18 protein-coding genes, 3 rRNA genes and 4 riboswitches are annotated in these 25,771 nt (G+C 49.0%); of the genes, 15 read left to right on the top strand and 6 right to left on the bottom strand.

From position 1 onward, the window contains the following. Positions 1-49: 49 nt before the first annotated feature. The 6 genes from ACV3PA_RS00105 to ACV3PA_RS00080 all read right to left on the bottom strand — a co-directional run bounded on the left by ACV3PA_RS00105 (position 50) and on the right by ACV3PA_RS00080 (position 4,497). Entirely contained in the window at positions 50-805 is a 756-nt protein-coding gene (locus ACV3PA_RS00105) for an MBL fold metallo-hydrolase (protein ID WP_456125272.1), read from the bottom strand. Positions 806-865: 60 nt separating this feature from the next. Further along, complete coding sequence (locus ACV3PA_RS00100) at positions 866-1,354, bottom strand: arsinothricin resistance N-acetyltransferase ArsN1 family A (RefSeq protein ID WP_456125271.1); 489 nt, start codon at positions 1,352-1,354, stop codon at positions 866-868. Positions 1,355-1,480: 126 nt separating this feature from the next. Further along, a complete protein-coding gene (locus ACV3PA_RS00095; RefSeq protein WP_456125270.1) occupies positions 1,481-2,017 on the bottom strand; it encodes a 1,2-dihydroxy-3-keto-5-methylthiopentene dioxygenase in 537 nt (178 codons plus the stop codon). Positions 2,018-2,033: 16 nt separating this feature from the next. Then, entirely contained in the window at positions 2,034-2,654 is a 621-nt protein-coding gene (locus ACV3PA_RS00090) for a methylthioribulose 1-phosphate dehydratase (RefSeq protein ID WP_456125269.1), read from the bottom strand. Then, a complete protein-coding gene (locus ACV3PA_RS00085; protein WP_456125268.1) occupies positions 2,651-3,310 on the bottom strand; it encodes a 2-hydroxy-3-keto-5-methylthiopentenyl-1-phosphate phosphatase in 660 nt (219 codons plus the stop codon). Before ACV3PA_RS00085 ends, ACV3PA_RS00090 begins: the two co-directional genes overlap by 4 nt. Continuing rightward, complete coding sequence (locus ACV3PA_RS00080; RefSeq protein ID WP_456125267.1) at positions 3,307-4,497, bottom strand: 2,3-diketo-5-methylthiopentyl-1-phosphate enolase; 1,191 nt, start codon at positions 4,495-4,497, stop codon at positions 3,307-3,309. Before ACV3PA_RS00080 ends, ACV3PA_RS00085 begins: the two co-directional genes overlap by 4 nt. A 69-nt stretch (positions 4,498-4,566) precedes the next feature. Next, positions 4,567-4,668, bottom strand: a riboswitch (SAM riboswitch). A 205-nt stretch (positions 4,669-4,873) separates the two neighbouring features. Next, positions 4,874-4,977: riboswitch (SAM riboswitch) on the top strand. A gap of 78 nt (positions 4,978-5,055) precedes the next feature. On the opposite strand from ACV3PA_RS00080, the gene mtnK reads away from it, so the two are divergent. The 15 genes from mtnK (at position 5,056) to rrf (ending at position 25,771) form a co-directional block, all read left to right on the top strand. Further along, a complete protein-coding gene (gene mtnK, locus ACV3PA_RS00075; protein WP_456125266.1) occupies positions 5,056-6,222 on the top strand; it encodes an S-methyl-5-thioribose kinase in 1,167 nt (388 codons plus the stop codon). Then, positions 6,219-7,268 (top strand): S-methyl-5-thioribose-1-phosphate isomerase, encoded by a 1,050-nt coding sequence (mtnA, locus tag ACV3PA_RS00070; RefSeq protein WP_456125265.1) that lies wholly within the window; start codon positions 6,219-6,221, stop codon positions 7,266-7,268. The genes mtnK and mtnA overlap by 4 nt, the downstream gene beginning before the upstream one ends. Before the next feature lie 11 nt (positions 7,269-7,279). Then, entirely contained in the window at positions 7,280-8,362 is a 1,083-nt protein-coding gene (locus ACV3PA_RS00065) for a sugar ABC transporter substrate-binding protein (RefSeq protein ID WP_456125264.1), read from the top strand. Then, on the top strand, positions 8,359-9,867 hold the full coding sequence (locus tag ACV3PA_RS00060; protein WP_456125263.1) for a sugar ABC transporter ATP-binding protein: 1,509 nt from the start codon (positions 8,359-8,361) through the stop codon (positions 9,865-9,867). Before ACV3PA_RS00065 ends, ACV3PA_RS00060 begins: the two co-directional genes overlap by 4 nt. Next, positions 9,864-10,868, top strand: coding sequence for an ABC transporter permease (locus ACV3PA_RS00055; protein ID WP_456125262.1), 1,005 nt, complete (start codon positions 9,864-9,866; stop codon positions 10,866-10,868). Before ACV3PA_RS00060 ends, ACV3PA_RS00055 begins: the two co-directional genes overlap by 4 nt. A gap of 365 nt (positions 10,869-11,233) precedes the next feature. Further along, on the top strand, positions 11,234-12,190 hold the full coding sequence (locus ACV3PA_RS00050) for an AAA family ATPase (protein WP_456125261.1): 957 nt from the start codon (positions 11,234-11,236) through the stop codon (positions 12,188-12,190). Then, positions 12,187-13,269, top strand: a complete 1,083-nt coding sequence (locus ACV3PA_RS00045; protein WP_456125260.1) for a DUF58 domain-containing protein — start codon at positions 12,187-12,189, stop codon at positions 13,267-13,269. Before ACV3PA_RS00050 ends, ACV3PA_RS00045 begins: the two co-directional genes overlap by 4 nt. After that, positions 13,266-15,338, top strand: a complete 2,073-nt coding sequence (locus tag ACV3PA_RS00040) for a transglutaminase TgpA family protein (protein ID WP_456125259.1) — start codon at positions 13,266-13,268, stop codon at positions 15,336-15,338. The genes ACV3PA_RS00045 and ACV3PA_RS00040 overlap by 4 nt, the downstream gene beginning before the upstream one ends. 40 nt (positions 15,339-15,378) lie before the next feature. Continuing rightward, a riboswitch (purine riboswitch) is annotated at positions 15,379-15,480 on the top strand. Between the two features lie 129 nt (positions 15,481-15,609). Beyond that, a complete protein-coding gene (gene guaA, locus ACV3PA_RS00035) occupies positions 15,610-17,130 on the top strand; it encodes a glutamine-hydrolyzing GMP synthase (RefSeq protein WP_456125938.1) in 1,521 nt (506 codons plus the stop codon). Positions 17,131-17,428: 298 nt separating this feature from the next. Next, a complete protein-coding gene (locus ACV3PA_RS00030) occupies positions 17,429-17,962 on the top strand; it encodes a hypothetical protein (protein ID WP_456125258.1) in 534 nt (177 codons plus the stop codon). Positions 17,963-18,113: 151 nt separating this feature from the next. Next, positions 18,114-18,215, top strand: a riboswitch (purine riboswitch). Between the two features lie 135 nt (positions 18,216-18,350). Further along, positions 18,351-19,655, top strand: a complete 1,305-nt coding sequence (locus tag ACV3PA_RS00025) for an NCS2 family permease (protein WP_456125937.1) — start codon at positions 18,351-18,353, stop codon at positions 19,653-19,655. A gap of 75 nt (positions 19,656-19,730) precedes the next feature. Next, on the top strand, positions 19,731-20,651 hold the full coding sequence (locus tag ACV3PA_RS00020) for a proline dehydrogenase family protein (RefSeq protein ID WP_456125257.1): 921 nt from the start codon (positions 19,731-19,733) through the stop codon (positions 20,649-20,651). Positions 20,652-20,969: 318 nt separating this feature from the next. Further along, positions 20,970-22,531, top strand: a 16S ribosomal RNA gene (locus ACV3PA_RS00015). A gap of 164 nt (positions 22,532-22,695) precedes the next feature. Then, positions 22,696-25,609: ribosomal RNA gene (locus ACV3PA_RS00010) — 23S ribosomal RNA — on the top strand. Between the two features lie 46 nt (positions 25,610-25,655). Then, positions 25,656-25,771 (top strand): 5S ribosomal RNA (gene rrf / locus ACV3PA_RS00005). Together the 16S, 23S and 5S rRNA genes form the textbook arrangement of a ribosomal RNA operon.

The raw sequence follows: 25,771 nt of genomic DNA, 5'->3' as shown, positions 1-25,771 counted from the left end.
TTTTTCGATAGATGATTCGAAAAAGGACTTCTTTTCATTAGAGCTACTATTAAAACGACATCGTTTCACCATCATCTGGAATCAGGAAATGAGCAGAAAGGTGGAAAGCAGCTAAAAAGTCAGCAATCATATCACGCCGCAAGAGACAGTGGTTGACGGACTCGAGATGCGAGACAATGATCGTTGCTTCCGCTGCTGCTTCGTGTACCGCAAGGAGATCACGCTGTGACATCGTGATCGGTTCTCCTGTCAGGAATTGGGCAGCCCCACTGTTGACGACGATGATGTCTGGTGTATGTTGCTCGATCGCGTGCGCGACATCGTCACACCAAATCGTATCCCCGGCGATATAGAGCGTCGGTTCGTCAGGATGGGTGAGGACAAGTCCGGAGACATGCCCCATCCGCTCACCGATTTCCCCGACGCCGTGTCGTCCACCGGTTCGGTGAATTTGAATATCGCCGATCGTCACGCCTGAATCGAAAGAAGAGACGTTCGTGAAGCCAGCTTCTCGGATTTGCTGTGCGTCCTCTTCACGCTGTGCGTGAAGAGGTAAATGCTTGGGTAGAAGTTGTTTCGCGGCGTCATCGAAATGGTCGGCATGTAGATGAGTGACAAAGATTGCGTCAGGATCGAGCAGTGTGTTGACATCAACCGGTAAGTCGACAAGTGGGTTGGCGACAGCATTCGGTGTTTGACCGAAAGGAGGCAAACTGCCTTTTTCGCCGAGAAACGGATCGATCAATAAGACTTGATTGGCATACGTGATAACGAGCGTTGCATTGCGAATTTGTTGAATATCCATCAGGTTCATCCTCTCTAAATGACTCGGATTGACTATTCCCCGTCTGGCATTCAATGAATCCTATCGTAAGCGTTTCTCCATCGCCATGACGTCGACATATTCTCCGTTCAATCGTCCTTGTTCCTTAAACGTTCCGACAATCCGGAAGCCGGAGCGGATGTAGAGCTTTTGTCCGATTTTATTGAACGGGAAGGTGAAGAGAATGAGTTTATGCATCTGATGATCACAGGCATGTTGTTCAGCCGTTTCAAGCAACCGTGTTCCAATCCCTTGTCCGCGATGTGTCCGAGTAATATAAACCGAAATCTCACCAACCGTCGCGTAGACAGGACGAGGATTATAAGGGTCGAGGGAGATGAAGCCGAGGATACCTGTTTCATCTTCTGCGACATATCCGGCATATCGCTCGGTTCGTTCCGTAAACCACTTAGTCATGAAGGATAAGTCCTTTTGGTCGGTCTCAAGCGTTGCGATCCGGTCTTCGATGCCTTCATTGTAGATAGCGAGAATCGCTGGTAAATCATGTTCCGTTACGGGACGAATATGCATGACGCTCACTTCCTCATCGCTTTTTCTTCATTATATCGGTTACGTGGCGATCTAGTGATATGTTTGTGAGATAAGAAAAAGCGACGATTCCCTTCATATAGAAGAAAATCGCCACTTTTATCGATCTTAAGAGACAGTTGACGTCTCGTTCTCATAAATCGGAACCCAGCCGTCTGTCGTGACGAAGATTCGGACGGCGACTACTTTACGATCGTCTTGAAGCGTAAAGTAGTGGCGTGTGTTGACAGGGACGGAAATCAGATCGCCAGGATTAAGTTCGATGTTGTAATAACCGACTTCCTCATCCTTGATGGCAAAGACACCGTGACCGCTGACGATGAAACGAACTTCGTCATCCGTGTGATGATGTTCCTTTTGGAAATTGACGAGCAACTCATCAAGGTTCGGTGTCGTGTCCGAAAGCGAAATGATATCAGCTGTCTGATACCCTCGGCGTTCTGATACGTCCTTGATCTCTGGAGCGAATGTATCGAGAATCGTTTGTTTGTCCGTATCCGTCAATGTGAAGTTCTCGACGAGATGCGCTGGAAGTTTCGAGACGTCCCATTGTTCGTAAAGAACACCGCGTGACGTAAGAAAGTCAGCGACTTCCGTTTGATCCGTATACCGTGTGTTTGTTTCTTGGAATAAGACTGTTGCCATAAGATGATTCCTCCTTTTAGTAGATAGATTGACGGCATGATTGCAACGTCAACGTATAGTTGAATAAAAACTCGAAGGCTTCGAGGTGTTTCTTTGCTTCAAAGGCAGTCGGTGCCCAAACCGTGATCCCGTGATTGCGAATCAGGACGGCGCCGCTATCCGCTGTGACGTGCGGCGCAAAAGCAGCGGCAAGCGTCGGGATGTCAGCGTGGTTCGGAATGATCGGTACCGTGACCGTTGCATCTTCTTCCCACTGTCCGAGTGCCTTGATGATTTCCTGGCCGGAAAAAGTGACACTGCCTTGGTCGCCATACAATTCTGAAATGACGTTGTTCGCAATCGTATGGACATGCAAGGAACAACCAGCGTTCGTTCGGTTGAACACTTCAACATGGAGCAATGTCTCTGCAGAAGGACGCCCGGGTTGCTCACCAATCAATTGCCCCGTCGCATTGACATGGACGAAATCGTCCGGAGTCGTCTGTCGCTTATCTTTTCCGCTTGCTGTGACGAGGAATTCGACCGGAACACTAGACGTCCGGATGGCAAGGTTGCCACTCGTACCGGGGAACCAGTCGCGTGCTGCGAGTTCTTGTTTGACGGCACGTAGTTCTTCATAACGTCGCATGAATATCATGTCGTCACCTCCGCTCGTGCTAAATCGTCGACGATATCGTGAAACGTCTCAAAAGGGGTGTAGGCGATATCGTTTGCTTCACACAACGTGATGAGATAATCACGGGCGTAGACACGATCCGCTTGTTTCGCGAGCTCGAAATCCGTCACCGAGTCACCGATAACGATGATGACGTCACCGTCTTTACGTAATGTACGAGCGACCGACGTTTTACAACAGCCGCAACCGTTCGTGCAATGGGCATCGCAGGCGTTTGGCCAATCGATATGGACGAATGGACCGCTAAAATCGGCGACATTACAGTAAATCTGCTCTTGTTCGAGGAAGGGTGCTAAGATCGGTTCGACGAAAAAGTCCATTCCACCACTGACGATTGAAAAATCAATCCCTTGGCGGCGACTATATTGAAGCAACTCTGAGAATCCGTCCCGAATGATTGCACGCTCTAACAAAAAGTCGAGATAGGCTGTTTTACCGTCGGATGGTAAGAGTGCGAACATCTGCCCGACACCACTTTGAATCGATAACGTTCGGTCAAGCACACCGCGTTTCAGCGGTTCGAAGGCATCAGTCGGTGCAAAGGCCTGCATGAGTGCGATGATATTATCTTGCGTTGTTACCGTGCCGTCGAAATCACAAAGAATTCGTACAGTCATGACTTGATCCCCCAAGCGTCGAGGGCAATCCGTAGTTCTTCATGACGAGATGCTGCCGTTGATAGCGATTCATTTGCTAGCGCCGCATCAAGTGCTTGACGGAAAGCAATGACACCAGCTGCTGCGCCTTGCGGATGACCATGCACACCGCCACCGGCATTGATGACGGAATCGATCCCGAAGTCGCGAACGAGTTGGGCGACGAGTCCTGGGTGAATACCGGCTGAAGGTACTGGGAAGATTGCTTTCGTCCGACCGAGGCGGGTCGCTTCGACCGCGATTCCGCGGGCGACATCCTTCGGCAAAGCGACATTTCCGTAAGGTGACGGGAATAACGTCAAGTCTGCTCCAGCAGCACGTGGGAGTGTGCCAAGTAAGACAGGAGCTGCAACACCGTGGTTCGGGCTAGCGATCAACGCGCCACTATATGATGGGTGATTAAAAATCGGAACAGTAATCTCCGGGTCACTTGCCAGTTCGCGTAAGACATCAAGTCCGTACGTGAAGGTATTCAGCAAGAAAGCGGTCGCTCCAGCATCAATTAATCGCTTGGCTTGATCTTTGAGCGTAAAGACGGGACCACTAAGTGTAATCGCATACAACGCCCGTTTACCGGTCCGGTGGAAGTGAGCGTCGATGACCTCACGTCCGATTCGTGCCCGGTCAATCGTTGGTGTTAACGGATTGTCGTATAGGATCTCATCATCTTTGACGAGATCAATCCCACCAGCGAGTTGTCCTTCGAGTTGGTCGCGAAGGAACGATAGATCGCGTCCGATGACTCCTTTGAAAATACTCATCAACAAGGGACGATCTTCGACACCAATCAAGGAGCGGACCCCTTCGATGCCGAACTTCGCACCTGGAAAATCTGGCGTGAATGTATCGGGTAACAACAGTTCCGTTAATTTGATTTCACCGTCGAGTGAGAGTTTGCCGAAGACGGTCGTCAAAATCGCGGAAAAGTCACGCGACACGTTGTGTTCCGGGTAACGAATCGTGATATATCCGTTACCGTCGCGTTCTTCCGTATGTACGACTTCCCCTTTGAACGAGGCGAGTTGTTGTTGTTCAAGATGATTCAGTTCCGTCCAAGAACCAACCGTCAAACCAAGTGCGAGTTGTTCAGCACGTTGTTCGAGTCGATCACGAACGGTCAGTTGATAAGTAGCAGTAATATAAGCCATGTCTTTCCTCCTTCAACAAAAAATGGTCCCTTGTCAGCGACAAGAGACCATGAATGATTCGAACGTGGACTCTTATCTGTCAGCTTAATAGCTGCAAGAATTAGCACCGTGCCAAAAGGTCGGTTGCTGCGACATCGTAGGGCTTGTCCCTCCGTCTGCTCTTGATAAGAATTGGATGAAATTGTGAAATCTAATTGCAATTTTTACATGAGAGTCACGACTTGTCAAACTATTTTTAGAAAATTTATTTTTTTGAAAATACTCTTTCTATAAATGGCATGAAAACGATGTCCGTTTCTCCTTGATTTTAGTTTGACAGCAAGGAAGTTGATTGCGTAAGATTCAAATCAATATCACACACGACAACTACATACGACTCTTATCGCGAGTTGGCAGAGGGAATTGGCCCGATGACGCCGCAGCAACCGACCACTAGGCACGGTGCTACATCCAACAGACGTTTCGTCTGAGAGATAAGAGGACGCAGTGACTTTCCTGCGCCTCTTTTCGATGACGAAAAGAGGCGCTTTTTCGTGTACCACATAGGGGGAAACTGACATGACATACAAAGCATTTACAGAACAGGACGCGATTGATCGTGTTCGGACACTCGGACTAATCGGAAACGGTCCTGTCGAAGCAGAAGAAATTGGTGACGGGAATCTTAACCTTGTCTTTCGGATTCGAGAAGGCGAACATCGGTTGATTTTAAAACAAGCATTACCGTATGCAAAGGTCGTTGGGGAAAGCTGGCCGCTATCGCTCGAGCGAGCGTGGATTGAGCAATCCGCACTCCGTGAATTCGCGCGACATGCCGTACCATTCGTACCACGTGTCTTTCATGCAAGTCATGAAGAAGCGTACACGGTCATGGAAGATCTCTCACATCTGACGATCGTTCGGAGTGGGCTGCTCGCAGGTGAACAGTATCCGTTGCTTTCAGAACACATCGGTTCCTATCTCGCCCGGACTCTATTCCATACATCGGACTTTGCGCTTGGTCCGGTTGAAAAGAAACGCGTCGCCCGAGCGTACTACAATCCAGACCTCTGTGACATCACGGAAAAACTAATTTTCACCGATCCGTTCCATGACGCGGAGACGAATGAAATTGAGGTTGGACTTGAAGAAGAGGTGGCACATCTATGGGCAGACGACACGCTAAAGCGAGAAGTCGCGAAACTCGAAGCCCTTTTCATCACAAAAGGCGACGCCTTGTTGCACGGTGATCTACATACAGGAAGCATCTTCGCCTCGGCAACGGAAACGAAAGTCATCGATCCGGAATTCGCCTTTTATGGTCCATTCGGATTCGATGTCGGGCAATTCATCGCGCATCTGTTCTTTGCGGCATATCCGGATTACCCAGCACTTCGTGATGCCCGGATTCGAGACATCGATACGTTCTGGCTGACATTTGCTTCAACATTCCGTGCTTTATGGGAACGAGAAGCGGTCGAACCGTTCCAGACATCGGGACTCGTTGATGATGTACTGAGCACGATTCTGCAGGATGCACTTGGCTTTGCAGGATGTGAATTGATTCGGCGGACGATCGGTCTCGCACCAGTCGCTGATTTAGAATCAATCACTTCAACGACGGAACGTCTCGAGCGGAAACGTCACGCCCTCCGTTTAGGAGCCGCTTTAATCAAGCGCCGGACGGAATGCCGAACATTTGATGATTTACGAAACTTTGACGTAACAGAGGAGTTAAGCCGATGAGTACATTCGTTCAAAGTATTCGTTACGAAAACCGTGTCTTGACGATTCTCGATCAGACGCGTCTACCACAGGAAGAACACTATGAAGTGATCACGGACATTGCACAAGCAGTCGAGGCAATTAAACAACTACGCGTTCGGGGAGCACCTGCGATCAGTTTATTCGGTGGATTCGTGCTTGTTCAGGAAGCGTACCGGCTCGAAGCACCGCTTTCGGTGTACAAGCAAACCTTGCTTGAGATATCTGCGACGTTACTTGCGACACGACCGACAGCTGTCAATCTGCGAAATGTCCTCGATCAACTGAACCCGATCATTCAAGACGGCACGTCCGTAGAAGAGATCCGCGAACGGTTGGAAAAACGAGTGGTCGCCTTATATGACCAGGATGCACAGACGTCACGTCAAATCGGGATTCATGCACTGGAATTGTTCCAGTCAGGCAACCGGATCCTGACGATTTGTAATGCTGGATCGATCGCGACCGCTGCTTACGGAACGGCACTCGCTCCGTTTTATATCGCAAAAGAGCGCGGGATTGAGTTATCTGTTTTTGCAAGTGAGACACGACCACTCTTGCAAGGTGCGCGATTGACGACATGGGAATTACAACGCGCTGGAATTGATGTCACATTGATCACGGATAACATGGTCGCCCATACGCTAAAAGAAAAACAAATCGATGCAATCATCGTCGGGGCGGACCGGATTACACGAAACGGAGATACAGCGAATAAAATCGGGACATTCCAATTGGCATTGCTCGCGCAAGCCTTCGGTATTCCGTTTTACGTCGCGGCACCACTCTCGACGTTTGACTTCTCACTTATTTCCGGTGACGCGATTGAAATCGAAGAACGGGATCCGAAGGAAGTGACGGCGATCCAAGGCGTTGCGACAGCACCAGCAGGCGTTGCTGTCTTCAACCCAGCATTTGATGTCACACCACATACGTTGATTACAGGAATCATTACGGAACTCGGTGTGATCACGCAACCAAATGAAGAAACGATTGAACAATTAGCGGGGCTTCAACCCTTAGGATAAGGAGATATTTCATGAAAAAATTAGCTTACGCCGTCCTAGCACCGGCACTGTTACTAGCTGCTTGTGCAAATGGAGAAGCGACGACGACAAAAGTCGTCAAAGATGTACCAAAAGGTGTTCAATCGAACGTGAAGATCGCCGTCATTCGTAACCTCGCATCGGATGATCATACGAAACAATTCCTTGATGGCGCACGAAGTGAAGGCGAAGCACTCGGCTTTAAAGTCAGTACGTTCATCTCGGAAGGGAACGACGTCAAGTTCAAGGAACTTGTCGCCCAAGCGATTCAGCAAGATTATGATGGTCTCATCATCTCGCACGGCAAGGAAGACTATGCCTATGACATGATCAAACCGGCGGTCGACAAAGGACTGAAGGTTGTGACGTTCGATACGGTCACGAAGAAAAAAGGGGCATCTCTAAAAGGCGTGACGGAAACGTTCCAAAACGATCATCAGCTCGCAAAGCTATCGCTTGATGAAGTGACGAAGGTGACGGACAAAAAGCCTGTCCGTGTCATCAAACTCTGGTTCGGACCAGGTTTTGCCCCACTCGATCGTCGTCAGGAAATCTATAAGACATACGAAGCAGACGGCAAAATCAAAACGCTTGAGACGGTTGGACCGACAAACTTCCAAGATGTCCAAGGGGATATCGCAACGAAGATGAATGCGATCCTCGCGAAATATCCGAAAGGAAGCATTGACGCCGTCTGGGGAGCGTGGGATGAAGTCGCAAAAGGGGCTTACAAATCGCTCAAGGATAACAAACGTCAAGAAATTCCACTGATTTCGATCGATGTCTCGAATCAGGATATCAACTTGATGCGTGAAAAGGGCAGCAACTGGGTCTCGACGAGTGCGGTGGATCCGTTCTTGATTGGACAGACGGATATGCGATTATTGGCTAAGAAAATCGCCGGAGAGAAGACACCGGATAGCTTTGATCTCGACGCGAAACTCGTTGAGCAAAAGGCATTGAAGCAGGATACGACGATGTACAATCTCGATACGATCATCAAAGGATGGAGCACATCGGAAAAATTCAATGAACCGTGGATGGACCGGTTGCGTGACGTCCATAAAAAACAATGACGTCTACTGTCTATCACCTGGAGATGACCGGTATTTCACTAACGTTTCCGGGAGTCCAGGCGCTCAAACAAGTCTCCTTTGAGGTGAAATCCGGTGAGATCCATGCGCTCGTTGGTGCAAATGGTGCCGGTAAGTCGACGCTGATGAAAGTCCTATCCGGAGCGGAAACGGCGGATGAAGGAGTCATTGGTCTCAACGGGGAAGAGCTGTCGATCACGTCACCTCGGGATGCGAAACAGATCGGGATCGATCTCGTCCAACAAGAGGTCGATGTGGCACTCGTTCCGTATCTGACAGTCGCTGAAAATATCTGTCTCGATCTGCTGACGGACGGAACGATGACTGGTTTCGTATCCCAACGCCGTTACACACAACGTGCGAAAGAAGCGTTAGCGACATTACAGGCGGATATTTCCGTCAAGACACGTGTCGAAGAATTACGTCTTGCTGAAAAACAACTCGTGTTGATTGCCCGCGCTCTCGTTCAGGAACGCCGGTTTTTGATTTTGGATGAACCAACGGCACCGCTCAGTCAGGCAGAAACAATCCATCTCTTTTCGGTCGTACGACGTTTAGCGAAACGGGGACTTGGGATCATTTTCATTTCACACCGTCTACAGGAACTGTATGACATTTGTGATTCCATCTCAGTCATGCGCGACGGTCAACTCATCTCACGACATCTGTTAACGGATATCACGAAGGAAGCCGTCGTCGAGCAGATGCTTGGACGCAATCTTGCGACTGTCGTGAAAACGTCACGTGCAACAGAGGAGAATGTACTTACGGTCAGGGGTGCTACCAATACGGACGTAGCAGACATTTCCTTGACGGTCCAAGCTGGGGAAGTCGTTGGGATCGCAGGTCTTGTCGGCGCCGGTAAAACCGAATTATGTAAAGCGTTGTTCGGCGATCGTCCGTTTCAAGCAGGAGAAGTTCGCCTAAATGGAACGGTCCATCGTCTGCGCAATCCGCAAGCTGCGATTCAAGCAGGAATCGGTCTCGTTCCAGAAGAACGCCGAAAAGAAGGGATCCTCGTTGCCGATTCTGTCGCGGAAAACCTGACGGCAGCGGCAGCTCATGATTTCGTCAACCGCTGGGGATTAATGGACCGTCGTAAAGAAGCCGATCAAGCGTCTAAATGGGTCAAGGAACTAGGCATCAAAGTGGCAGACGTGACGCAGGAAGTAGGTCAACTATCCGGTGGGAATCAACAGAAAGTTGCCATCGGAAAATGGTTACTGACGGATGTCTCCGTACTCGTCTTAGACGAACCGACAAAAGGCGTCGACGTCGGAGCAAAACAAGATATCTATCGTCTGATTGACGAGCTCGCGCAACAACAAAAAGGCATTATCTATGCGACGAGTGAATGGGATGAACTCTTGACCGTCACGGACCGAATTTACGTCATGTTTGATGGTCGAATCGTTCATGAAACGAAGACTTCAGATGCATCAGAAGAAACCTTGTTGTGGTATGCGACAGGAGGAGGGCAACGATGAATGAGGTAGTATCGAAACAAACGAATCGGGGGAAAGGGTTGCGTCCTGTCCTTGGATTCTTAAATGACTGGGGGATCGTCCTCGCAATTCTTGCCCTCGTCTTGTTTTTTGCGACGACGGCTCCGACGTTCCTACAAGGGACGAATTTAATCAACATTTTACGAAGTATCTCCATCGTGACGATCATTGCGATTGGCTTGACGGTCTCCTTGACGATCAATGGATTTGACTTATCCGTAGGATCAACCGCAACTCTTGCAAGTTCATTCGTGGTCTCATTCTTCGTCTGGTATAGTCTGCCACTTGGTGTCTCGATTGGACTGGCACTCATTTTGTCTTTAAGTGTCGCCTTGTTGAACATCCTACTTATCGTTTGGTTTAAGATTCCCGATTTGTTTGCGACACTTGCGACGATGTTCATCGTCGAAGGAGCAGCAATGACCTATACCGGTGGTGGCTCAATCAGTGCTGGGATGCCACGCCTAGACGGCACACCGACGGTCGGAACGATTCCGGAAGCATTCGCGAAAATCAGCCAGGCGCCTTGGATCATCGTCATCATGCTCGTCGTCGTCGCTGTGACCCACGTCTTCTTAAGTCATACGCGACATGGTCGTTTTCTCTATATCATCGGTGGAAACCCAGAAGCCGCACGATTGACAGGAATTCGTGTGAATCGTTACCGGGCACTCGCTTATCTGATCGCTGGATTACTCGCAGCAGTCGGTGGGATTTTACTTGCTTCTCAAGTCGGATCGTCGCAAATCAATGCCGGTTCCGGTTACTTGATGCCAGCGGTCGCAGCAGCATTCATCGGTTCCTCGTTCGCAGGACAAGGAAAACCGAATGCGCTTGGTACACTCGTTGGGGCTTGTCTCGTCGGAATTCTTGAAAATGGTCTCGTCATGCTGTCGGTGCCATACTATTCCTTGAATATCATCAAAGGACTCGTTCTTGCATTGGCACTCGCGACGACCTATGCGCGGTATCGGAAAAAATAATTAAAATTTGACGTTTCGTTTATAACATATTCGGTAATATTCAATATATGAAAGGATGGTGATGCACATGAATGATTACCAATGTAGAGGGAACGATCGCATGTCGCTTCTGAAAGAAGAGGATCACCGGACTTGACGAACGTTGTCCATTGACACGGATGTATTCGTGTTTTACGTGCAACTGCACGGTTCAAGAACGGATCACGGCATGTGTTCGTTCCTGAAACAAATAAGGGGGAAACGCTACGGCGTTCCCCCTTTTTCGTGTGCTACAAACTGCTCGTATTTCTTTAAAAGCGTAGCGGAATATGAGATGATATAAAAAGTCAGAAAATTCAACTACTACGAGAGCAAGGGGCCTGACAATGCGAACATACACTAAGGAGATTCAAGCGATTATCGACAACGTAGAGAAAGTCATCATCGGTAAGGAAGATGTCATCACACAATCATTGGCAGCATTACTAGCGGGCGGTCACGTCCTATTAGAAGACGTACCGGGAGTCGGGAAGACGATGCTCGTCCGTGCGTTCAGCCGATCGATCGGGTTGACCTTCAAACGTGTTCAGTTCACGCCAGACCTACTTCCGTCAGATTTGACGGGTGTATCGATGTATAACCAAAAAACAAGTCAGTTCGAATATAGACCGGGCCCGCTAATGGGAAACATCGTCTTAGCCGATGAGATCAACCGGACATCACCAAAAACTCAATCTGCCTTACTCGAGGGAATGGCGGAAGCGAACGTCACCGTCGATGGTGAGATTCATACGCTTCCGAATCCCTTTTTCGTCATGGCGACACAAAACCCGATTGAACATGAAGGAACGTATCCGTTACCAGAAGCACAACTCGACCGTTTCCTCATCAAGGTCAAAATGGGTTATCCTGATTTCCACCAAGAAATGAAGTTGCTCACGCGTTTCGAACGGGATGAACCAATTGAAACGCTCGAAGCAGTGATTGGTCGTGAGCAACTGCTCCAGATGAAAGAAGAGGTCAAGAACGTCCATGTCTCGCAACCTGTCAAAAAATATATCGTCAATCTCGTCCAAGCGACACGGACGAATGGATCGCTGTATCTCGGTGCGAGTCCCCGTTCTTCGATCGCTTTGATGAAAGTAGCGCAAGCGTGGGCGTACATGGAAGGAAGAAGCTTCGTTTTACCGGATGATGTCAAACATCTCTTGATTCCGGTTCTGTCACACCGTTTGATTTTGACAGCAGATGCTCGCTACCACGGGCAATCGTCGGAACGGATTTTAGAGCAGATTAAAAAAGAGATTGCTGTACCGATCCAACAAGACGTGGAGTCCCTATGACGAAGTGGCAAATTGGTTGGCGTTACGCTGTATTACTTTTGACGACGGCTGCCTTATGGGGATATGCACGCGTCGATGGCGGAAATGTCGCTTCCTTGCTGTTTTACGTCATGGCCGGCTTGACCGTCTACTGGACGCTCTTTCTGATTTGGCCCGTCACGCAGGCACTTGCGACACGAGAAGTCTCAAATAAGATGCTCGTTGCTGGAACGGATATTCCAGTGTCCTTACGGGTTCGTCGGCGTTTCCCGTTTCTTGTCGGAGCCGTTGAAGTGACGGAGGCGATTCCGAATGAACTCAGTGAAGAAAAACTTGATATCAGCCGTCCGCTTCGAGCTCATTACCGAAAAACAGAGCAAATCGATTATACAATTCCATCGATCCGCCGGGGAGTCTATCAGATTCCAGGTTGTATCGTCGAAATCACAGATCCGTTCGGGTTGTTCAAGCGGAAGCGGATGTTTCCGGTCGAGACGTATCTTGCGATTGAACCAGCTCGACTTGCTGTTCAACTTCCGCATGAGGAGGATCGTGGCGATGGGGGAATCTCACCTGTCTCGATCGATCTTCGGCAGTCGTCTTTTACAGTCGTTGGTGTCCGGGAATATGTTAGCGGTGACCGAATGAATCAGATTGATTGGAAAGCGACAGCAAAACGCCAAGGTTTGATGACGAAGACGTTCGAACGAGAACAGGAACGAGAGACGACAATCGTTTTTGATGAGGGGACGGAAGCGGGCGAAGCTTTCGAGCGTGTCATCTCGATGCTCGCAGAAGCGACAGACCAGCTGAACAAGCGACGTCTGAGCTATCGGATCCATCTTGTCGGGCATGCCGTTCAATCGTTATCGTTACCACTCGAAGGAGCGAAACTCACGCATTATCTGATGACGGCGCAGCCGAGTCGGACGCGGACCTTCATCGAATCATGGGAGTACTCGTCAAAAGCACTTCGACTGAGCGGAAACGTTCTCTTCATCACGCCGGACCTTGAGTCGAACAATGAATTATGGATCTCAAAGATTAATCAAGAAGCAACCGTGCATGTCTATACACCGGAACGGAGGGGAGTGCGATGATGCGACGCTTGATTTGGAATGCCATCGCGGCAGCCGTTCTGACTTGTTTCATGCCACCACTTCTCGAATTGACAACATTTGAACATCTTTGGTCATTCTTACCGATGTTATTTTTACCATTACTGTTATCGCATCTCGCGAGACGTTACTTTTTACTTGGGAGTCTCGGTGGACTACTCCTGTCGTTTTATTTGATTTTGACACCAGGAGCAGCACCGTGGGGCATCTTTACCGAAATCAGCTCAGATGTTCAAAGTGTCATCAATGGTGAGTTACCGGGACGACCAGCCTTTGCACTTTCGATTGGACTGATCAGTTTCTTGATCGCCTATCTGGCACGGCGGACATTCCCGAATCGAGGGTTTGTGTTTGGGCTTGCCTTCGGTGTCATCGGATTTATCGCCTATTGTGATACGTGGACGGATTATTCGGGAGAGACGTTCATTCTCTATCCAATCATTCTATCTTTGCTATTACTCTATGCGACGGAAGTTAACGAACGACCGCGCGCCTCGTACGTTCGTCCGCTAAGTGCTTTATTCATCATGGGGGCTGTCATCGTCGCTGCTGTCCAAAGTCCTGTCATCAATGCGACATGGCAAGACAGTTGGTACGATTTGACGTCGGGTCTTGAAGGTGAAGGGGAGCCGTCAAATGCGATTCAAAAGGTCGGCTATGGAAACAATGATGAGCAACTCGGGGGACCGTTTCAGATGGACGATCGGGAAGTCTTCCAAGTCGAAAGTGAAGGAAACCGCTACTGGCGAGTCGAGACGAAAGATATCTACACCGGCAAGGGTTGGGTGCTGTCGGAATCGAATCCAGAAATTGATGCGCGTGGTTTCTTCTCGCATTTCGGAAAAGAGGTCAAGACAAGAAATGAGACGGCAACCTTTGAGATGGCACGTGAATTACCGTTCGTTCCGTATAATGGTGATAATGTTCGGTTGACTGTCGATCAACAACGACAAAATGTACTGATTGATCCCGACAATCAAAAAATTTCGTATCTCGACGATGCGAATCAGCAGCGTAACTATCAAATTGAATATGCCTATCCACTCTTTACAGAAGAGCAGTTACAGACAGATGAACCGCTCAATTTATCAGCTGCAGACACACGCCGGTACTTGCAACTGCCAGACGGCTTACCACAGCGTGTTCGTGATTTAGCAGAACAAATCGTTGAGGGTGAAGAAACACCGTGGGACAAAGCGCGGGCGATTGAAAATTATTTCGAGGAAGAGAACTTCGAATACAATACGGAAGAAGTAGCGGTACCGAAAGAAAATCAGGATTATGTTGATCAATTCCTGTTCGAGACGAAACTCGGATATTGTGATAACTTCTCGACCTCAGCTACTGTTTTACTACGGGCAGCTGGACTACCCGCACGCTGGGTGAAAGGATTCACGGGAGGCGAGTCCGATGTCATCGGTTCTGCTGTGACAAGCTATACAGTACGAAATAAAAATGCCCACTCGTGGGTCGAAGTCTACATTGAAGGACCAGGCTGGATACCGCTTGAGCCGACTGTTAGCTTCGACGGAGCAGGTCAATACACGATTGACCGGGAAACGAACAACGAGACGGAGCAAACGAATCCACAACGCGAAACAGAAAATAATACAGAGACGACGACACCGAATCGTCCGCAGGAAAATCTTCTTGACGAAGAACAGACGACTAGCGCCGGACAGACGGAACAGAAATCGATTCCGTTCTGGCCAATCTTCTTGACGGTACTTGTTCTCTTGTTCCTCTACTTGTTCCGAAAGCCAATCATTCGGACACTCGCGATTCTCTTCTTCCGGAGACAAATCGAGCGACCAGAAGGATTCCGCCGGATGTACCGGTATCTCTTACGACGCCTTGATAAAAAAGGATTCCATTATAAAGATGGGCGGACGCTTGCTGAACTGGCGCACGAAGTCGATGGATATTACGAGACATACGCGATGCGACCACTAACGGATGCCTATGAGCGGATGATCTATGGTGGAGAATCATTATCGGCCGAGAAAAAACGTGAATATTTCGAAAATATCATTCGTCATGTAGAGGGTTGATATTTACGAAACGATACAGGTACAATGGGAACAACGTAAATTACACACATGCAATCTCCTTTGTATATACTCGCGAATATGGCGCGAGAGTCTCTACCGGGTCACCTTAAACGACCTGACTATGAAGGAGCAGACCCTTCGTATACATTTTTTTGTGAAGCGGCCTGCTCTTTTTCCATTTTATCTATGGGCGAAGAGTGGGCTTTTTTCATAGGGTACGCATGAAATCAGAAAGGCGGGAACAGATTTGGAAGCACATTTGGACCAGGAAATGATTCTCGTCCTCGATTTTGGAGGACAGTACAATCAATTGATCACACGTCGTATTCGGGACCTTGGTGTCTACAGTGAATTGCATTCGCATAAAATCACTGCAGCAGAAGTAAAAGAAATCGCACCTGCTGGTATCATCTTCTCAGGTGGTCCACGTAGCGTCTACGCAGAGGATGCGTACCGGTGTGACCCGGAAATCTTCGACCTCGGTATTCCAATCTTCGGGATCTGTTACGGCATGCAGCTTATGTCACAACATTTCGGCGGAACAGTGGAACGTGCGGGACATCGTGAATATGGAAAAGCCACATTGACGTTACAAGACCCGTCACCGATGTATGCAAACCTACCGCTTGAACAAACGGTCTGGATGAGTCACAGCGACCTCGTCACATCTGTGCCAAACGGATTCGTCGTCGATGGAACGAACGTGTCATGTCCAATCGCTTCGATCAAGAACGAAGAGTTGAACATGTACGGTGTGCAGTATCACCCAGAAGTGAACCATACGGTCTTCGGGAAAGAACTGCTCAAGAACTTCCTCTTTGAAGTCTGTAAATGTACGGGCGACTGGTCAATGGAGAACTTCATCGAAATCGAAGTAGCGAAGATCCAAGAACAAGTCGGAGATAAAAAAGTTCTCTGTGCCCTTTCGGGTGGTGTCGATTCGTCTGTCGTTGCAGCTTTGATTCACAAAGCAATCGGTGATCAATTGACATGTATGTTCGTCGATCATGGTTTACTTCGTAAGGGAGAAGCAGAGAGCGTCATGAAGACATTCGCGGATCACTTCCACATGAACGTCATCAAGATTGATGCCCAGGATCGCTTCCTCGATAAACTCCGTGGTATCTCAGATCCGGAGCAAAAACGTAAAATCATCGGAAACGAGTTCGTTTACGTCTTTGATGAAGAAGCTTCAAAACTAACGGACATGGACTTCCTTGCCCAAGGTACGCTCTACACGGATATCATCGAGAGTGGTACGGATACGGCACAAACAATCAAATCACACCACAATGTCGGTGGATTGCCGGAAGACATGCAGTTTGAATTGATTGAGCCGATCAATACGTTGTTCAAGGATGAAGTCCGTGAACTAGGGAAAGAACTCGGTCTTTCAGATGAAATCGTTTGGCGTCAGCCTTTCCCAGGACCAGGTCTCGGGATTCGTGTCCTTGGTGAAATCACAGATGAGAAACTCGAAATCGTTCGCGAATCTGATTTCATTCTTCGTGATGAGATTAAAAAAGCTGGACTCGAGCGCGAAATCTGGCAGTACTTCACAGTCCTTCCTCCAATCCGTTCGGTTGGTGTCATGGGTGATGAGCGGACATACGACTATGCCGTCGGAATCCGCGCTGTCACGTCAATTGACGGGATGACATCAGATTGGGCACGCATCCCATGGGACGTGCTCGAGAAGATCTCGGTCCGAATCGTCAACGAAGTTCAGAACGTCAACCGCGTTCTGTACGATGTGACGTCGAAACCACCTTCAACGATTGAGTGGGAATAAGTACTGGACTTACTGAGGCGACTCGTCTCATGAATCCTGTCGTAACAACATTTTAAAGGGGATAGGTGAGAAGAAGTCCGTTTCCCCGTCAACAACTCTATTTCAAAATGAAGCTCTCTTTTGTTCACATGATTTGTGAATGAGAGGGGGCTTTTTGTGTGATCAAATTCATATAACTGTTGGACAATCTTAAACTGAACCGACGAATTTAGATACTTTAGTTCTAGTTTGCTGAGATGCGTGAAATCTTCCTGTATTATGGAATACATCATCTAATGGAAAAGAGGGTTATCACCCCATGATAGACTGGACATGGACTGAAGTTGATCAATTAGAAAAACAAGAAAAATGGAATGAAGCTAAACGATATCTTTTGAATTCTTGGAGACAACATCCGGAAGATCTTAAAACAGTCATTCGACTGGGCTTTTTTTGTTGGTACGTCACCTTTGAACATGGACCATTAGGAATTACAGAGAACGATATAGATATTGAGGAATTAGAATCTTTACTAAAGGAAGTTACACATGATGGTTTACGTCATTTTATGAACCATGAGGACTTTCTATGGTGTTTTGGTTATATGATTTCGATGACCCCTTATTATTTTGGAGAGTACAACGAGTGGGAAGAAAAAGGCACATCCATGTTACGAGGTGCTCATGAATTATGTCCAGATGACCCGATATATGCTTATTCTTATCTCGGATCATTCTCAAATACGTACGGAACACGTGAAAATGAATTACAGCAGATTCAGAACGTTTTAGAGGATCGATTTAAAGGAGAGGAACTATTATCCGATTACTTTAAAAGTATCTACGCTCAGTGATAGGACTGATTTCTAACAATCATGAAATGACCTTCAAAAAAACGTTTTCAAAACCGAACGTTCGGATAAAATAAGTGGTTAAATTTCGCTTTTATGGTTGACCGATGAATTTGACCGTGCTACGATGTGTCTGTTCTTATTTTTCATACCACTAAAAAAACATAAATAATGCCGTATAATTCTGGGGATAGGGCCCGGAAGTCTCTACAGGAACACCGTAAAGGTTCCTACTACGGCGCACACGCAACATCGTGCGCTTATTGAAACGGCTTTTACCGCTTAGGTAAGGGCCGTTTTTTGTTTTCAAGGAGACGGCTTATTTGGAAGGAAGGCAATCATGAGCACACAATTGAAACAGCCACACCAACCGAAAGCAAAAGAAAATGCGATTGCGCGTTTCTTTGATTTCAATGGGCTTGGTACGAACATGCGTACAGAGTTCATCGCCGGCATGACGACATTCTTCGCGATGGCGTACATCCTATTTGTCAATCCGAACACATTAGCTGAAGCAGGAATGGATGCCGGAGCGGTCTTCGGTGCTACAGCACTCGTAGCGATCATCGGTTCTGTCACGATGGGATTACTCGCGAACTATCCGATTGCGCTCGCGCCGGGTATGGGCTTAAACGCCTTCTTCGCATATAGTGTCGTCATCGGAATGGGTATTCCATGGCAAACTGCACTTTCCGGTGTACTCGTCTCAGGTCTCGTCTTCATGGTATTAACGGCTTCAGGTATTCGCGAGATGATCATCAATGCAATTCCAGAACCATTGAAAATGGCTGTTGCAGCAGGAATCGGATTGTTCATCGCATTCATCGGATTAAAAACAGGCGGTATCGTCGTTGCGAATGAAGCGACACTCGTCTCACTCGGTGATTTAAGTAAGGGGACAACACTACTCGCGGTATTTGGTCTTGTCGTATCGGCAATCTTGATGACACGCGGTGTCAAAGGCGCCATCTTCTTCGGCATGATCGTGACGGCGATTGCTGGAATGATCTTCGGATTGATTCCAGTTCCAACAAGCCTTGGTGAAGTCATCTCAGCACCACCTAGCATCGCACCGACATTTGGACAAGCATTCTTACATTTTAACGAGATTTTCACAGTTCAAATGATGATCGTCATCCTGACTTTCTTCTTCGTTGATTTCTTTGATACAGCGGGTACGCTAGTTGCAGTAGCAAACCAAGCTGGTCTGATCAAGGAAAATAAAGTACCACGTGCAGGTCGCGCATTGATCGCTGACTCAACAGCAACAGTAGCGGGTTCGATTCTCGGAACGTCGACGACGGTTTCCTACATCGAATCAAGTGCAGGGGTTGCAGCGGGTGGTCGTTCAGGTATGACGGCAATCGTTACAGCATTATTCTTTGGTCTCGCTTTATTCTTCTCACCATTACTTGCAATCATTACAGCACCGGTCACAGCGCCTGCATTGATCATCGTCGGTGTCCTGATGGCAGCTTCTTTGCTTCAGATTGATTGGAAAAAATTCGAGTACGCGGTTCCAGCATTCTTGACCGTCATCATGATGCCGTTAACGTACTCGATCGCAACAGGGATTGCGTTCGGCTTCCTTTTCTATCCGGTCACGATGATTGCAAAAGGACGAGCAAAAGAAGTGCATCCGATTATGTACGTGTTATCACTTGGTTTCCTCGGTTACTTCATCTGGTTGCATTAATACAAACGGCGTCTTTCTTCTATATAGAAGAAAGACGTTTTTTTGTTAGGGAGAGGGTAAGGGAGAAGAGAGAGGATGATTCAGATGTTACAGCAAATCACTGGACCTGTATTCGAGTACTTGGCTGAGAACAGGTTACTGATTCAATTGGCTAGAAAAATCGGATTACCGCTTGGCGGGACCCTATTCGTCGGAGGGCAGGGTGCAGAAGAGACGCTTGATACAGTGAAACAATTTAATCAAGACGGGCGAGCTGCTACGGTAGATTGTTTAGGCGAGTTCATTGAGACTGAACAGGACGCAGTTGACATTGCGAACGAATGTATCAAAGTCATCGGGCAAATCAAAGAACATGATCTCGACGCACAAGTATCTTTAAAGCTAACGTCAATCGGGTTAAGAATTGATTCGAATATCGCCTATCAACAGTTAAGTCGTATTGCAGAGATTGCTTATCAGAGAAACATGCGTGTGACCGTCAATATGGAGGAAGTGACGATGATCGAGTCGATCGTGCAAGTATTTGAACGCGTACATCAACATTATCCAAACGTCGGAATTGCGCTACAAGCAAATGTATACCGCAGTCGCTTTGATTTAGAACGTCTTCAATCAACAGTACGTGTCGTTAAAGGAGCATACGACGGAGATGATGAAACCTATATCCAACCGAAGAAGACGGTGGATGAGACATACCTTCAGTTAATAAAGACTAATTTACTCCATGGAAATTACACGCAGATTGCAACACACGATGAAGAGGTCATTCGACAAATTATTCGTTTTACTCAAACGAAAAATATTGATCGAGCACAGTTTGAATTTCAAATGCTCCAAGGCATGCGACCGAAGCGACAACAAGAGCTCGTTCGACAAGGTTACCGTGTCGTCATCTATGTTCCGCACGGTGTCGATTGGTATACGTATTTGATGAGACGGTTAGCAGAACGCCCAGCAAATATCGCGTTTACAGTAGGCGCCATGTTAAGAAGGTAAAGACTTTGCAAAGAGGATTTAAACTCTTTGCAAAGTTTTTTTGAAATAATGCTTGTGTTTGTCGAATTTTGTTGTTATATTAATAAATGTTCCAGCGAGACGCCTTTTATAAACGGTTCGTTGGGGCTGAAAAGATTTTTAAAAAGCATGGTTGACATAAACAAAACAACCTGTTAATCTATTAAAGTCGCTAAGGCGGCGGACGAACTTTGAAAACTGAACGATGAGGCAAAAACGTATTCTACGGAATACAAAAACGAATGAAGCGCAAGCTTCGTCAATCGTGACTTCGGTCACAACAACGAGCAAGTCAAACACTTTATGGAGAGTTTGATCCTGGCTCAGGACGAACGCTGGCGGCGTGCCTAATACATGCAAGTCGAGCGCAGGAAACTGACGGAACTCTTCGGAGGGAAGGCAGTGGAATGAGCGGCGGACGGGTGAGTAACACGTAAGGAACCTGCCTCAAGGATTGGGATAACTCCGAGAAATCGGAGCTAATACCGGATAGTTCAACGGACCGCATGGTCCGCTGATGAAAGGCGCTCCGGCGTCACCTTGAGATGGCCTTGCGGTGCATTAGCTAGTTGGTGAGGTAACGGCCCACCAAGGCGACGATGCATAGCCGACCTGAGAGGGTGATCGGCCACACTGGGACTGAGACACGGCCCAGACTCCTACGGGAGGCAGCAGTAGGGAATCTTCCACAATGGACGAAAGTCTGATGGAGCAACGCCGCGTGAGTGATGAAGGTTTTCGGATCGTAAAACTCTGTTGTAAGGGAAGAACACGTACGAGAGGGAATGCTCGTACCTTGACGGTACCTTACGAGAAAGCCACGGCTAACTACGTGCCAGCAGCCGCGGTAATACGTAGGTGGCAAGCGTTGTCCGGAATTATTGGGCGTAAAGCGCGCGCAGGCGGCCTTTTAAGTCTGATGTGAAAGCCCCCGGCTCAACCGGGGAGGGCCATTGGAAACTGGAAGGCTTGAGTACAGAAGAGAAGAGTGGAATTCCACGTGTAGCGGTGAAATGCGTAGAGATGTGGAGGAACACCAGTGGCGAAGGCGACTCTTTGGTCTGTAACTGACGCTGAGGCGCGAAAGCGTGGGGAGCAAACAGGATTAGATACCCTGGTAGTCCACGCCGTAAACGATGAGTGCTAGGTGTTGGGGGGTTTCCGCCCCTCAGTGCTGAAGCTAACGCATTAAGCACTCCGCCTGGGGAGTACGGCCGCAAGGCTGAAACTCAAAGGAATTGACGGGGACCCGCACAAGCGGTGGAGCATGTGGTTTAATTCGAAGCAACGCGAAGAACCTTACCAACTCTTGACATCCCATTGACCGCTTGAGAGATCAAGTTTTCCCTTCGGGGACAATGGTGACAGGTGGTGCATGGTTGTCGTCAGCTCGTGTCGTGAGATGTTGGGTTAAGTCCCGCAACGAGCGCAACCCCTATCCTTAGTTGCCAGCATTTAGTTGGGCACTCTAGGGAGACTGCCGGTGACAAACCGGAGGAAGGTGGGGATGACGTCAAATCATCATGCCCCTTATGAGTTGGGCTACACACGTGCTACAATGGACGGTACAAAGGGCAGCGAGACCGCGAGGTGGAGCCAATCCCATAAAGCCGTTCCCAGTTCGGATTGCAGGCTGCAACTCGCCTGCATGAAGTCGGAATCGCTAGTAATCGCAGGTCAGCATACTGCGGTGAATACGTTCCCGGGTCTTGTACACACCGCCCGTCACACCACGAGAGTTTGCAACACCCGAAGCCGGTGAGGTAACCGCAAGGAGCCAGCCGTCGAAGGTGGGGTAGATGATTGGGGTGAAGTCGTAACAAGGTAGCCGTATCGGAAGGTGCGGCTGGATCACCTCCTTTCTAAGGAAAACGTCCCTTACGGGACATGCCCATCGTTCAGTTTTGAGAGCTCGTCTCTCAGTCTCGATAGAGACACTCGCACCTTGAAAACTGAAGACATCAACAAGACATCAAACTTTTTATAACCATGTCATTAGACGTGTGTTCTTAGAATACCAACGCTAGATCAAGGTATGAAGGGCGTACGGTGGATGCCTTGGCACTAGGAGCCGATGAAGGACGCGACGAACAGCGATATGCTTCGGGGAGCAGTAAGTATGCTTTGATCCGAAGATTTCCGAATGGGGGAACCCACCATCTGTAATGGGATGGGACATGTTACATGAATACATAGTGTAGCGTGAGGCAGACCCGGGGAACTGAAACATCTAAGTACCCGGAGGAAGAGAAAGCAAATGCGATTCCCTGAGTAGCGGCGAGCGAAACGGGAACAGCCCAAACCGAAGAGCATGCTCTTCGGGGTTGTAGGACACTCTATACGGAGTCAAAAAGGAAGACAGTAGGTGAAGGACCTGGAAAGGTCGGCCGAAGAAGGTGACAGCCCTGTAGCTGAAACTGTTTTCCCTCCAGAGTGGATCCTGAGTACGGCGGGACACGTGAAACCCCGTCGGAATCCGGGAGGACCATCTCCCAAGGCTAAATACTCCCTAGTGACCGATAGTGAACCAGTACCGTGAGGGAAAGGTGAAAAGCACCCCGGAAGGGGAGTGAAATAGATCCTGAAACCGTATGCCTACAAGTAGTCAGAGCCCGTTAATGGGTGATGGCGTGCCTTTTGTAGAATGAACCGGCGAGTTACGATAACGCGCGAGGTTAAGCCGATGAGGCGGAGCCGTAGCGAAAGCGAGTCTGAACAGGGCGTTCAGTGCGTTGTCGTAGACCCGAAACCAGGTGATCTACCCATGTCCAGGATGAAGGTCAGGTAACACTGACTGGAGGTCCGAACCCACGCACGTTGAAAAGTGCGGGGATGAGGTGTGGGTAGCGGTGAAATGCCAATCGAACCTGGAGATAGCTGGTTCTCCCCGAAATAGCTTTAGGGCTAGCCTCGAGGTTGAGAGTTCTGGAGGTAGAGCACTGATTGGACTAGGGGCCCCCACAGGGTTACCGAATTCAGTTAAACTCCGAATGCCAGCAACTTATACTCGGGAGTCAGACTGCGAGTGATAAGATCCGTAGTCAAGAGGGAAACAGCCCAGACCGCCAGCTAAGGTCCCAAAGTGTATGTTAAGTGGAAAAGGATGTGGCGCTGCCTAGACAGCTAGGATGTTGGCTTAGAAGCAGCCACCATTCAAAGAGTGCGTAATAGCTCACTAGTCGAGTGGCGCCGCGCCGAAAATGTAACGGGGCTAAACATACCACCGAAGCTGCGGATTCCGTAAGGAATGGTAGGGGAGCGTTCCAAACCGCTGTGAAGCTGTACCGGAAGGAGCAGTGGAGCGTTTGGAAGTGAGAATGCCGGTGTGAGTAGCGAAAAGAGGGGTGAGAATCCCCTCCGTCGAAAGCCCAAGGTTTCCTGAGGAAGGCTCGTCCGCTCAGGGTTAGTCTGGACCTAAGCCGAGGCCGAAAGGCGTAGGCGATGGATAACAGGTTGATATTCCTGTACCGCCGATCCACCGTTTGAACAATGGGGGGACGCAGGAGGATAGTGACGCATGCGGATGGAAGTGCATGTGCAAGTTTCAAGACCGTCTGATTGGCAAATCCGTCAGGCATCAAAGTCAAGGAACGACGCGGAGTCCCGTAGGGACGTAGGTCACGATTTCACACTGCCAAGAAAAGCCTCTAGTGAGGGGGAAGGCGCCAGTACCGTAAACCGACACAGGTAGGCGAGATGAGAATTCTAAGACGCGCGGGATAACTCTCGTTAAGGAACTCGGCAAAATGGTCCCGTAACTTCGGGAGAAGGGACGCTCTACACATGTAGAGCCGCAGTGAATAGGCCCAAACGACTGTTTAGCAAAAACACAGGTCTCTGCTAAATCGCAAGATGACGTATAGGGGCTGACGCCTGCCCGGTGCTGGAAGGTTAAGGGGATGGGTTAGCGCAAGCGAAGCTTTGAACCGAAGCCCCAGTAAACGGCGGCCGTAACTATAACGGTCCTAAGGTAGCGAAATTCCTTGTCGGGTAAGTTCCGACCCGCACGAAAGGCGTAACGATTTGGGCACTGTCTCAACGAGAGACCCGGTGAAATCATAGTACCTGTGAAGATGCAGGTTACCCGCGACAGGACGGAAAGACCCCATGGAGCTTTACTACAGCCTGATATTGAGGCTTTGTGCATGATGTACAGGATAGGCGGGAGACGTCGAGCCCGGAGCGCCAGCTTCGGAGGAGTCACCCTTGGGATACCGCCCTTCATGCATAGAGTCTCTAACTCGCAGCCGTCATCCGGCTGGAGGACCGTGTCAGGCGGGTAGTTTGACTGGGGCGGTCGCCTCCTAAACAGTAACGGAGGCGCCCAAAGGTTCCCTCAGAATGGTTGGAAATCATTCGTAGAGCGCAAAGGCAGAAGGGAGCTTGACTGCGAGACCTACAAGTCGAGCAGGGACGAAAGTCGGGCTTAGTGATCCGGTGGTTCCGCATGGAAGGGCCATCGCTCAACGGATAAAAGCTACCCTGGGGATAACAGGCTGATCTCCCCCAAGAGTCCACATCGACGGGGAGGTTTGGCACCTCGATGTCGGCTCATCGCATCCTGGGGCTGGAGTAGGTCCCAAGGGTTGGGCTGTTCGCCCATTAAAGCGGTACGCGAGCTGGGTTCAGAACGTCGTGAGACAGTTCGGTCCCTATCCGTCGTGGGCGCAGGAAATTTGAGGAGAGCTGTCCTTAGTACGAGAGGACCGGGATGGACGCACCGCTGGTGTACCAGTTGTTCCGCCAGGAGCATCGCTGGGTAGCTACGTGCGGACGGGATAAATGCTGAAAGCATCTAAGCATGAAGCCCCCTCCAAGATGAGATTTCCCTTTGAGTAATCAAGAAAGACCCCTCAGAGACGATGAGGTAGATAGGTCACGGGTGGAAGCATGGCGACATGTGGAGCTGAGTGATACTAATCGGTCGAGGCCTTGTTCTAGCAGATGCTTGTTGATGACTTCAGTTTTGAGGGCGCGAGCCCGTCGTCTGGTGACGATAGCCAAGTGGTCACACCCGTTCCCATGCCGAACACGGAAGTTAAGCACTTGAACGCCGAAAGTAGTTGGGGGCTTCCCCCTGTGAGGATAGGACGTTGCCAGGC

The sequence above is a fragment of the Exiguobacterium sp. EA-TM-5 genome (assembly GCF_053878415.1).
Note: the sequence above shows the minus strand (reverse complement) of the source record. Positions and strands in the feature narration are given on the sequence as shown.